11 protein-coding genes and 1 pseudogene are annotated in these 12172 nt (G+C 30.2%); 10 read left to right on the top strand and 2 right to left on the bottom strand.

The annotated features are described in order from the left end of the window. Positions 1 to 284 precede the first annotated feature (284 nt). The 10 genes and pseudogenes from AGR56_RS00390 (at position 285) to AGR56_RS00355 (ending at position 10383) form a co-directional block, all read left to right on the top strand. Complete coding sequence (locus tag AGR56_RS00390) at positions 285 to 1736, top strand: PTS mannitol transporter subunit IICB (RefSeq protein ID WP_053240690.1); 1452 nt, start codon at positions 285 to 287, stop codon at positions 1734 to 1736. Positions 1737 to 1756: 20 nt separating this feature from the next. Then, positions 1757 to 2728 carry a helix-turn-helix domain-containing protein gene (locus tag AGR56_RS23130; protein ID WP_347460334.1) on the top strand — a complete coding sequence of 324 codons (972 nt, stop codon included), beginning with the start codon at positions 1757 to 1759 and terminating at the stop codon, positions 2726 to 2728. A 26-nt stretch (positions 2729 to 2754) separates the two neighbouring features. Beyond that, positions 2755 to 3624: a PRD domain-containing protein gene (locus AGR56_RS23125; RefSeq protein ID WP_347460332.1), complete on the top strand. Its 870-nt coding sequence runs from the start codon at positions 2755 to 2757 to the stop codon at positions 3622 to 3624. Next, positions 3591 to 3809, top strand: coding sequence for a hypothetical protein (locus tag AGR56_RS23120; protein WP_347460330.1), 219 nt, complete (start codon positions 3591 to 3593; stop codon positions 3807 to 3809). The genes AGR56_RS23125 and AGR56_RS23120 overlap by 34 nt, the downstream gene beginning before the upstream one ends. Beyond that, positions 3802 to 4241: pseudogene (locus AGR56_RS00380) on the top strand (PTS sugar transporter subunit IIA). Before AGR56_RS23120 ends, AGR56_RS00380 begins: the two are co-directional and overlap by 8 nt. Before the next feature lies 1 nt (position 4242). Beyond that, the gene (locus AGR56_RS00375; RefSeq protein WP_053240693.1) at positions 4243 to 5400 is read left to right on the top strand and encodes a mannitol-1-phosphate 5-dehydrogenase; all 1158 of its coding nucleotides are present in this window, start codon (positions 4243 to 4245) and stop codon (positions 5398 to 5400) included. 578 nt (positions 5401 to 5978) lie between these two features. After that, positions 5979 to 7805 carry a glutamine--fructose-6-phosphate transaminase (isomerizing) gene (gene glmS / locus AGR56_RS00370; protein ID WP_053240689.1) on the top strand — a complete coding sequence of 609 codons (1827 nt, stop codon included), beginning with the start codon at positions 5979 to 5981 and terminating at the stop codon, positions 7803 to 7805. Positions 7806 to 8147: 342 nt separating this feature from the next. After that, positions 8148 to 8642 (top strand): N-acetyltransferase, encoded by a 495-nt coding sequence (locus AGR56_RS00365; RefSeq protein WP_053240688.1) that lies wholly within the window; start codon positions 8148 to 8150, stop codon positions 8640 to 8642. Positions 8643 to 8927: 285 nt separating this feature from the next. Further along, the gene (locus tag AGR56_RS00360; RefSeq protein WP_053240687.1) at positions 8928 to 9557 is read left to right on the top strand and encodes a TetR/AcrR family transcriptional regulator; all 630 of its coding nucleotides are present in this window, start codon (positions 8928 to 8930) and stop codon (positions 9555 to 9557) included. Next, on the top strand, positions 9544 to 10383 hold the full coding sequence (locus tag AGR56_RS00355; RefSeq protein WP_053240686.1) for an alpha/beta hydrolase: 840 nt from the start codon (positions 9544 to 9546) through the stop codon (positions 10381 to 10383). The genes AGR56_RS00360 and AGR56_RS00355 overlap by 14 nt, the downstream gene beginning before the upstream one ends. A gap of 26 nt (positions 10384 to 10409) precedes the next feature. Here the strand turns inward: AGR56_RS00355 and AGR56_RS00350 are convergent, their stop codons facing one another. Together AGR56_RS00350 and ilvA are read right to left on the bottom strand one after the other, a co-directional pair. After that, positions 10410 to 10790, bottom strand: coding sequence for a RidA family protein (locus AGR56_RS00350; RefSeq protein WP_053240685.1), 381 nt, complete (start codon positions 10788 to 10790; stop codon positions 10410 to 10412). Between the two features lie 25 nt (positions 10791 to 10815). Beyond that, positions 10816 to 12027 (bottom strand): threonine ammonia-lyase, encoded by a 1212-nt coding sequence (gene ilvA / locus AGR56_RS00345; protein ID WP_053240684.1) that lies wholly within the window; start codon positions 12025 to 12027, stop codon positions 10816 to 10818. Positions 12028 to 12172: the final 145 nt, after the last annotated feature.

The raw sequence follows: 12172 nt of genomic DNA, 5'->3' as shown, positions 1-12172 counted from the left end.
GACATATCTCCTAGAGATAATTGCTTAACCTATAATAGCCATGATAATATTTTATCATGGCTATTATTTTCATTTCTTAAAGTATATGAGATGTATTTTTTCAATGTAAATTCTTGCCTATTTAAAATGTATATACATGAAATATAAATTCTAGAAATACCTTATTTTTAAAATTGTCATTGAAAACGTATACCAAAAATGAACTTGCATAAATTGAAAACGATAGTATTTTGCCTTATTATTTTACTTGAAGGAAATAATTACAATGATGTGGGGGATATAGTATGGAAACAATCGAAAATGATAAACAAAATTTAAGATCGTCTTCATTAAAAAAAGCAGTTCAAAGTTTTGGTAGTTTCTTAAGTGGAATGGTTATGCCAAATATTGGAGCGTTTATTGCTTGGGGTTTGATAACAGCATTATTTATTAAAACTGGATGGATACCTAATGACAATCTTTCAAAACTTGTAAATCCTATGGTTGATTATATGCTTCCAATGCTTATAGCATATCAAGGTGGTAAACTTGTTTATGATATAAGAGGTGGTGTAGTAGGAGTAATAGCCACTATGGGTATGATAGTTGGAACTTCAATACCAATGTTCCTTGGAGCAATGATAATGGGACCTTTAGGTGGATACCTAATAAAAAAATTCGATAAATTAGTTGAAGGAAAAATTGCAACAGGTTTTGAAATGCTTGTAAATAACTTTTCGGCTGGAATTTTGGGAGGAATACTTGCTATAATAGCATATTTGGTAGTTGGTCCTGTAGTTGCTGGGGCATCAAGTGGATTAGGATCAATAGCTTTAGCAATAACTAAAAAAGGATTACTTCCGTTAATAGCATTAGTTGTAGAACCAGCGAAAATATTGTTTTTAAATAATGCAGTTAACCATGGTGTATTTACACCTCTTGGAATTCAACAAGTGCAGAGTCTTGGAAAATCAATATTTTTCTTGCTTGAAGCAGACCCAGGTCCAGGACTTGGAATTCTTTTAGCATATTGCCTATATGGTAAAGGGTCAGCTAAGAGTTCTGCTCCAGGAGCAGTAATAATACAATTCCTTGGTGGAATACATGAAATTTATTTCCCTTATGTTTTGATGAAACCTCTTTTACTTTTAGCAGTAATAATCGGAGGAATTTGTGCAGATTTAACATTTGTTTTATTACATGCAGGGTTAGTTGCAGCAGCTTCACCAGGAAGTATAATAGCATTAATGGCAATGTGCCCTAAAGGTGCAGAACTACCTGTATTAGCCGGAGTTGCCATTGGAGCAGTAGCATCATTTTTAGTAGCATCAGTTATTCTTAAGAGAGACAAGGCTAATAAAGAAACAGCAGATGATTTTCAAGAAGCTCAAAGTAAGATGAAAGAAATGAAAAAAGAAAGTAAAAATCAAGTTGTTAATGCTGCAAATGATCAAAACAGTGAAGCAAAAGAAATCTCAAATATTAATTTGATAGTTTTTGCTTGTGATGCAGGAATGGGATCGTCGGCAATGGGAGAGTCCATATTAAAGAAAGAACTAAAAAATGCAAATATTCAAGGTATAAAAGTTGAGCATTATTCAGTTGACAGTATTCCTAAAACGGCAGATGTAGTGTTTGTACAGGAAAGTTTAAGTGAAAGAGCAAGAAAGTGTGTGCCTGAAGCTAATATAATAACTGTAAAAAATTTCTTAGATCGTTCCAAGTATGTAGAATTTATGGAAAAGATAAAAAAATAACTGATAACTAGGTGAGCAATATGAATACTTTAACTCCTAGACAGCAATTTATATTAAACGAATTAATAAATAAAAAATCTTGTAATGCTAATGCTCTTCATAATGAACTTGCCGTAAGTGTAAGAACTATATTGAGAGAGATTGCATCTATAAATAAAGTTTTAAAAAAGTATAAACTTACTATTTTGTACTATGAAAATATGAATTTAATTATATCAGGAGAAAGGGAAAATGTAAAATATTTGGAAAATTCAATAAATTCCATTCCTATTCTGTGGTTATACAATAAGGAACAAAGAAAGATAGCAATTGTATGTAAGTTATTGCTAGAAAAAGGGTATTTAAAGGCGCCTTATTTTAGCTATAAATTTAATGTAGTTATGGGAAGTATAAGCCAAGACCTAGACAGTATTGAAAAAATGCTTTTAACTAAAAACTTATATTTAATAAGAAAAAGAACTTATGGTATAAAAATAGATGGATCAGAATGGAATAAAAGAAATGTTTTTATTGAATTGTTTTTTAACTTTAAACCTTTTGAATATTTATTTTCATTTCTTTATGGAGAAGAGATAGATGAGACCGTAGAGGCTTTTTTTAAGGATATATTTGAAGTTACGACAATTGATATTGTTAAAAAAGCTTTTCATCAATTAGACTTTGGAGATATTAAAGTTAATGATGTCCAGTATTTTAATTTATTTATTCTCACACTTCTTGCTATAAAGAAAACGAAGGATGAAAGTAATATATCTTTACCAGAAAAAATCAAACGAGATATGCAAAGTAGCAAAATATATGAAAAAATAAAACTATTGCAAGATGAATTATATGAAAGCAACATAATATTACCGGAAGAGGAACTAGTTTACTTATGCTTGTATTTAAATGATTATAAATATTATAATAGCTATAATGGAAATATTGTTGAATCAGATATTAACTATGAGGGTATTAGCAGCGAGTTAATAACTGGTGTGTCAAAAAAATAGGAATAGATATTACTAAAGACAAAAAATTGCTTAAGGACTTATCAAATCATTTAAAACAGACGTTTCATATGCTTAATTTAGGACTTGATATTATAAATCCTCTAGTAAACGAAATAAAAGAACATTATTGTCAATTATTTGACATAATAAACAATGAATGCAAATTAATTTTTTCCAGATATAATATTAAAATACCTGAAGAGGAAATTGGATATATTATAATGCACATTGAGGTTGCTATACAAGGGAAGCAGATGTTTGGAAGAAAATTAGATGTACTTATTGTTTGCCCAAGTGGGATAAGCACTGCGAAAATATTGAATAACAAGGTAAAAGCTCTTTTCTCAGATATAGGTGGTACAGATATTAGTCCTATACATGATGTTTATGACAAATTATTAAAAAATAAATATGATTTGATTTTGTCAACAGTACCAATTAATTTAGGCATAGACAATGTAATTATTGTCTCGCCATTTATGACAAAAGAAAACATAGATGAAGTAAAAAATTTTATCTTTAGAATTAAGGTGGCAAATCAAAGTGTAACTGTGAAATCTTCAGATAGTTTAAATTTTAATGCAACAAGTAAAGAATATGAGATTATTAATGAGATTTTGAAAAATTTAAAATTAAGAAAAGTTAAAGTTGGTACCTTTAATGAGTTAATAGACTATATTGCGGATGATATTTATAAAAATAATATAAGTAAAAGTAAGGAAGAAATAAAAAGATTAATATTAAAAAGAGAAGAAAAAGGTAATGTTGTAGTTCCTAAAAGTGGAATGGCACTCCTTCATACTAGAAGTGATGAAATGATTATCCATTTGTGGGTGTATATTATATTGATAAATCTTTTCCAATGTCAAGTGAAGGCTTTTCTACAGAAAATGTAAACACTTTTTTAGTACTTTTAGCACGAAATAATGAAAGCAATTATATATTGCAGTTTTTAGGGAAGATAAGTATTTCACTAATTGAAAGAAAAGGATTTGTTGAAACTTTGAAAACAGGTAATGTCAGGAAAATTAGGAGCTGTTTAATAGATATTGCAAACAAGGAGGAAGCTACTGATGAGTAAAAAAATTTTAGAAGAGAATAATATTTTATTAAATTTAAAGTCGGAATCCAAAAATGAGGCTATAGAAAGGGTAGGAAGACTTTTAGTTTCTCAAGGATATGTCAATAAAAATTATATAAGTGGAATGAAGGCTAGAGAAGAAGAGGTTACAACATATATGGGAAATGGTGTTGCTATACCTCATGGAATGAATGAATATAAAAAGGAAATTATAAATTCTGGTATAGTTATAGCTCAATACCCTGAAGGAGTGGATTTTGGAGAAGGTAATGTAGCTATATAGTAATAGGAATTGCTGGTAGAGGCGAGGAACATATGGCTATACTATCCAAAATAGCACTTACTGTTCAATATGAAGAAAATGTTGAAAGGCTTAAAAATGCCAAAAGTAATGAAGAAATTATTAAAATAATAGAGGAAGGCGATGACTGATATGAAAGCAGTTCATTTTGGCGCAGGAAATATAGGAAGAGGATTTATTGGATATTTATTATATAAATCTGGTTATGACATCACTTTTTTTGTCGATATATTCGGCAAAGTGGTGGATGATATAAATAAGTATAAGAAATATACTGTAATAACTTTAAATACTTCTCAAAATAAAGAGGGAGTTGAAAATGTTAGGGCAGTTAATCTAAAAGATAGCGATTCTCTTGAAAAAGAAGTTTTACAAGCAGATTTAATTACCACATCACTAGGGTTAAATAATTTGAAAAGCACAGGAGAATTATTACGAGGCTTTTTAAAAAAGAGATCAGAAGTTAGTAAAAAGCCGCTTGATATAATAGCTTGTGAGAATGCATTGTTTGCAACTGATGTATTAAAGAAAGTTATATTTGATGGAGCAGATAAAAAATTTCAAGAATATTTAGAAAAGTATGCAGGCTTTCCAAATTGTGCAGTTGACAGAATTGTACCAAATGTAAATATAGAAAAGGAATTACCTATAGATGTAGCTGTAGAAGACTTCTATGAATGGGATATAGAAAAGAATAAGATAAAAATTAATAACAATATAAAAGGTGCAGAGTATGTTGAAAAGTTAGATCCTTATCTTGAGAGAAAATTGTTCCTCTTAAATGGTGCACATGCAACAATTGCATACTTAGGGTATCTTAAAAATTATAAGTTTATACATGAAGCTATAAAAAATGAGTATATTAAAAAAGTTATAGTTGGTTTTCATAAAGAGGCAGTACAAGCTCTTAGTATTAAGCACAAAATAGATATAAATATTTTGAAGGAATATTCAAATAAGCTTCTGAAAAGATTTGAAAATAAATATCTTAAAGATGATGTGACGCGTGTAGGGCGTGATCCTATAAGAAAATTATCATCAAATGACAGATTAATAACTCCATTGAAACTTTGCTGTGATTTGAAAATAGATTTTAAAGACATTTTATGTGGTGTTGCAGCGGGATACTTGTTTAATTATAAAGATGATGAAAAGGCCCAAGAGATTCAGAAGATAATAGAAAATGATGGAATTAGCAAGGCCATTTCAAATATATCTCAAATAAAAGAAGGAGAATATTTGAACAATATGATAATGAATAAGTATGAAGAGCTAAAAAGGCAACTATAAAATTCAGAATATTCATAATATTATGAATTAATATAGTGATATTAAAAAAATTTAGCTGAGGAAAATATTTTAAATTTAATTCATATGTATATTGAATGCAAATTTACTGTTTGGCATTTTTAAATAAATATTAATTTAAAATATTTTCCCAACTTTATTAAACTTAAAGCAGGGATACGCATAATATATTTATATAAAAAGTAAAAAATCCAATAAATGCTTTTTTATATTTGTTGACAGTTAAATAAAAGCAATAGTATAATGGCAATGTATAAATATTAAATAAAGTATAGGGGGAATGAAAGAAACAAAAATTGTTAGTTATAGTTAAAGCGCCCGAACTAGAATAATATAATTATTTTAGTTGACGAGGATGGGGAGTATCGAAATCTTCGGCGGATGCCCCACGGTAAACGCACTACCGTTAACGATTGATAAAAGCAGAAAGTGATTTTTGTTACAAAATCAATCCGGTGTTAAAACCTTAATAATTATTAACATGCCTAGAATCTCTTAAAAAATGAAGTTATTTTAGGTGTTATTAGTGTTGAATTAAAAATGAGAAAGGAAGATTTTTTATGTGCGGAATAGTAGGTTATAGTGGTAAGAATGAGGCTTCTTCAATTTTAGTTGAGGGATTAAGTAAACTTGAGTATAGAGGATACGATTCAGCAGGAGTTGCTATACTAGATGATGGAAAAATAAATGTTTCAAAATGTAAAGGAAGACTTGTAAATCTTGAAAATAAATTAAAGAGTAGTCCACTTAAAGGAAATGTAGGAATTGGACATACTAGATGGGCTACACACGGTGAGCCGTCAGATGTGAATGCACATCCTCATAATAATAATGATAATACAATAAGTGTAGTGCATAATGGTATAATAGAAAACTATATGGAGTTAAAGTCATGGCTTAAATCAAAAGGATATAAATTTATTTCAGAAACTGATACAGAGGTTATTCCTAATCTTATAGACTATTTTTATAATGGAGATTTATTAGATGCGGTTATGAAGGCTATATCAAAAGTAGAAGGAAGTTATGCACTTGGTGTAGTTTGTTCAAATGAACCTAATAAAATAGTTGCAGTAAGAAAAGATAGTCCTCTTATAGTCGGCGCTGGAAAAGATGAAAATTTTATAGCATCAGATGTTCCTGCTATATTAAATCATACTAGAGATATATATTATTTAAAAGATAAAGAGTTTGCTGTTTTAACTTCTGAGGGAGTGGAATTTTACTCAAATGAAGGAGAAAAAATAGAAAAAGAGCTTAATCATATAGAGTGGGATGCTAACGCAGCTGAAAAAGGTGGTTATGAGCATTTCATGTTAAAAGAAATTTATGAACAACCTAAAGCTATAAGAGATACTATGACTTCTAGAATTATAGAAGGTCAGCCTATAAAATTAGATGATATAAATATAACAAAAGAACAAATAGAAAATATTGAAAAAATATATATAGTAGCTTGTGGAACTGCATATCATGCTGGAATAGTTGGAAAATATGTTATAGAAAAATTTGCAAGAATACCTGTTGAAGTAGATATAGCATCTGAATTTAGATATAGAGATCCAATAATTACAAAGAATACTTTAATGATAGTTTTAAGTCAATCAGGAGAGACAGCCGATACTTTGGCTGCATTAAGAGAGGCAAAGTCACTTGGAGCAAGAGTTATCGCTATAACAAATGTTGTTGGAAGTTCAGTTTCTAGAGAAGCCGATGATATTTTATATACTTGGGCAGGACCAGAAATTGCAGTTGCATCTACAAAAGCATATACTACGCAGCTTATAACTATGTATATATTGGCATTATTCTTTGCACAAAATAAAAATACTCTAACTACTGAAGAAATAGAAAAAATAAAAGCCGATATGCTGAAACTTCCAGAAAAAGCAAAAGAAGTACTAGATAATAAAGAAAAAGTTCAAAAATTTGCGGCAAACACCTATATGCATAAAGATATGTTCTATTTAGGCAGAGGCATTGATTATGCTGTAGCTATGGAAGGTGCATTAAAGCTTAAAGAAATCTCATATATTCATTCTGAGGCTTATGCTGGTGGAGAATTAAAGCATGGAACTATAGCTTTAATAGAAGATGGAACAGTTGTAGTAGCACTTGCAACTCAAAATGATTTATATGAAAAAATGGTTAGTAATATAAAAGAAGTAACTACAAGAGGAGCTAAAGTTCTTGGAATTACAGTTGAAGGTAGAACAGGAATGGAACAAGTTGTTGATTCAGTGATATATGTGCCAAAAGTAAATGACATACTTTTACCTGTACTTTCAGTTATGCAACTTCAATTATTGGCATATTATGTTTCGGTAGAAAAAGGCTGCGACGTTGACAAGCCAAGGAATTTAGCCAAATCAGTAACTGTTGAATAAAATTGGATAAGCATTTTGAAGATTTGTTGGTTTGAAATAAAGTATGATACTTTGAAACAAAGTCTGATATTCTAAAATAAAATTTCAATAAGAATTCAAGAGATAAAGATACTATACGCGAGATGTGTAGTATAAGACAAAATTATATAGAACGATAAAGTAAGCCGCGCATTCTCAACATTTGTGAGAGTGTGCGGTTTTTGTAAGTTTGTAACAAAGTTTGATCGTTTAAAATAAAGTTTAATCAAATATCGTTAAATTGGCTGTATCTTAAATTAAAGTGCAGCTTTGTTTATTATTATATATTATAATAGATTTTTTATGTTAAAGGAGAAATTTAGTATGATAAGAAAAGCTCAAATACATGATATTACTTTAATAATGAATATAATCAAATCAGCAATAAAAGATATGGAATTGAAAAACATACATCAATGGGATAATATTTATCCAAATGAAGAGGTTATAAGTGAAGATATAATTAATAGTGAGTTATATACTAATGTAGAGAATGGAAGTATAAATGCAATTGTTGTTTTAAATGAAGATCAGGCAGAGGAATACAGAGATTTAAAGTGGAAATATAATTTTGGAAAACAGCTTGTCATTCATAGATTGTGCGTTGATCCAAGGACTCAAGGTGTTGGAATTGCAAGGAATTTACTTAAATATGCAGATGATTTTGCAGTAAAGGGTGGATATGAAGCTATAAGATTAGATGCATTTGCCCAAAATGAAAGAGCTTTGAGGCTGTATGAAAAGAATGGATATGAAAAAGTAGGAAGTGTAAATTTTAGAAAAGGGGAATTTTATTGCTATGAGAAGAATATTGAGTAAGTAGGATAGTTATATTAGAAATTCTTTTTATGAAACTTTTAGAGTTGGATAAAAGTGACATTCATGTTGTACAGTACATAACGGAACTTTCACCTAAAGAAGTATTTGAGAAAAAGCTTCATAAGGCAAAATTGCAACTGGAGCAAGGATTGAATTGCTGTTAAAAATAAATGTATTTAGGTGATAGAAAAATCTATCATCTTTTTTATATGGCCTTGTAAATTCTGGTCAATTAACTACAATATAAATTATGGTTGACCAATTTGGTCAGAATGGAGGTAAATAATGTACGATAGTTTCTATGCCATAGATAAAGAAAAACAAATAAGAATTATAAATGCAGCTATGAAAGTATTTTCTGAAAGCCCATATAGAAAAGCTTCAACAGCGGATATAGCAGCTGCTTCTGGTATATCAAAAGGATCTTTGTTTTATTATTTTAAGAATAAAAGAGATTTATATTGCTATTTGTATGTGTACAGCTGGAAAAAAATATATGAAAAGATAGATGAAATAGAAGCACTTAAGGAAAGTGATTTTTTTGAACGAAATGCCAAAATAGTAGAGGCAAGAGTAAATACAATGCTGGAATGTCCACACATTTTTGACTTTTCTCTCAGAGCATACTATGAAACAGATATTGCAGTTTCGAAGGAAATAAAAGCAATTAATGAAAGAATTCTAAAGGATGCCTATGTTAAATTAAATGAAAACATTGATGTAACCAAGTTTAAAAATAAAGAAGGTATCAATAGAGCAATTAAAATGTTAGTTTGGATCGGTGGAGGATTTATAAAGGAAAAAATGGCAGAAGGCAAGATGGACTTGAAGGAGCTTCAAGATGAAATTTATGAGTATATGAAAATATTGAAACATGGATTTTATAAAGGAGGTGTTTTAAGTGGAGAAAATTAAATTAACCTATAAATCCTACGGAATAACAGTCTATCATAAAGAGGGGGATACAAGTGAAAAAATAGTATTTGTTCATGGAGGAGCACTAGATAATGCAATGATGTCCTGGAAAGAAGTAATTGAATTAATGGGGAATAAGTATGATATTTATGCTGTAGACATGCTTGGTTTTGGTGAAAGTGATAAGCCAGATATTCAGTATTCTATCCCTATGTATGTGGAGTTTTTATACGATGTGCTAAGGCAGCTAAATATAGAAAAGACTAATTTAGTTGGACTATCCATGGGGGGAGGCATTAGTATAGCATTTTCTTTGAAATATCCTGAGCTTGTAGATAAGCTTACTATAATAGGATCATTAGGTTTGTATTCCAGAATGCCATTTCATAGGTTTAATAGGTGGTTTGTAAATTCAAGGTTTAATGCTAAATCATATGAATGGATTGGAAAAAGCAGAGCATTGGTAAAGTGGACAATAAATTCATCCTTGTTTGGAGATAAAAATAAAATTTCTGATAAGTTAGTTGATGATTTATATAAGCTTGTTCATGAACCTAATTGTAATAAAGCCTGGGAGTCTTTCCAATGTTATGAGCTAGGTAAGGAAGGAATGACTACAGATTTGGCAGCGCATTTAAGCGACCTAGCAATGCCAGTTTTAATAGTAAATGGTGAAAAAGATTCTGGGGTTCCTGTAAAATATGCAATAGCAGCAAGTAAGGTTATTAAAAATAGTAGGCTGCATGTGATGAAAGGATGTAAACATTGGTCTCAAAAGGAGAGACCAGAAGAATTTGTTCAAGCATTGAAGGATTTTCTGCGGTAGCAGAAAATCATCCTTTACTCTACTCTCTACTCTGCTAATGCTATTACTTCTATTTCAACTAAAGCATCTTTAGGGAGTTTTACTTCTACACATGATCTTGCAGGCATATCCTTATCAAAGTATTTTGCATAAACTTCATTAACAGCAGCAAAATCACTCATGTTTTTTACAAATACAGTTGTTTTAACAACCTTGTCAAGTGAGGTTCCAGCTGCTTCAAGAATAGCTTTTACATTTTCTAGTGATCTTTCAGTTGCTTTTTTTACATCTCCACCAATAAGTTCACCAGTTGATGGATCTAATGGAATTTGACCTGATGCAAATACGAAGTTTCCAGCCTTAATAGCTTGTGAATATGGTCCTACTGCTCCTGGAGCATTTTTTGTGCTTATTATTTTCTTTTCCATAAAATTACGCCTCCAATATTTTAATTTATATTAATTTTACTACATAACCGTCTTTTTCTAAACAATTTAGTATACTTTCACCGTGTTTTTTAGATTGAACTGTGATTTCAAAGGATACATCGGCATATTCAAGTCCTTTTTTGTTCCAGTTACTATTTTGTCTTATTGTAACGACGTTTCCGCCCATGTTTCCTATTTTAGATACTAAAGAACCTAAGGCTCCTGTTTTATCTTGAAGTTCTACTTCAAATCTTATTGTTCTTTTTTCTAAAACTAATTCTCTTTCTATTATTTTTGCTGTAGTTGCTATATCTACATTTCCACCGCTAACTAAAAGGACAACTTTTTTGCCTTCTATGCCTTTAATTTTTTGCGCTAATAAAGCGGCTAAGGGTGCTGCACCTGAACCTTCAGCTACGAGTTTGCTTATTTCCATCAATTGAAACATAGCATGGGCTATTTCATTTTCACTTATTGTAACTATTTCATCTACATATTTCTCAATGTATTTAAAGCATTTATCTCCTATTGTGCTAACTGATATGCCGTCAGCCAAAGATTTTGCACCTGGGACAGTGGTGATTTTTCTATTTTCTATAGAAGTTTTAGCGGAAGGTACTATTTCTGGTTCAACACCTATTATTCTTATGGAAGGCTTTATTGATTTTGCTGCTACAGCAATGCCAGATATTAAACCGCCTCCACCAATTGGAACTACTATAACATCGGTATCAGGTAAATCTTCTAATATTTCAAGGGCTATAGTTCCTTGACCTGCCATTACATCTATGTCGTTAAAGGGTTCTAAAAAGGTTGCCCCTGTTTCTTTTTGTATTTCTACGGCTTTATTATGGCATTCATCATATACTTGACCAGCTTGAATAACTTCTGCACCATATCCTCTTGTTGCGTCCACTTTTGCTTGAGGTGCAGTTAATGGCATAATTATAGTAGATTTAACGTTAAATACAGTTGCGGCATAGGCAACTCCCTGAGCATGATTTCCTGCTGAAGAAGCTATAACACCTCTTTCTTTTTCTTCTTCTGTTAGATTAACTAATTTGTTATAGGCTCCCCTTAGTTTAAAAGCACCAGTTTTTTGTTTGTTTTCACATTTTAAGTATATATTACAATTGCATTTTTTTGAAAAGGTACTTGTATAAAACATAGGAGTTTTTCTTACTACTTTCTTAATATTTTGCTGAGCTTTTTTAATTCTTTCTAAGTCTAATTCCATAATATACTTTCCTCGCTTAGTACAAATAATTAATTTATATTAGGATGGCTCCTTTTGAAAAATTAAATTTTATTGACAATTTAATAATATTGAAAAAACTTACATTTTGTATGCTTACAACGCACATACGTATGTACAAATTTTT

Source organism: Clostridium sp. DMHC 10, from assembly GCF_001270375.1.
GTDB classification, from domain to species: domain Bacteria; phylum Bacillota; class Clostridia; order Clostridiales; family Clostridiaceae; genus Clostridium_S; species Clostridium_S guangxiense.
This window is presented reverse-complemented; position numbering and strand designations above follow the sequence as displayed.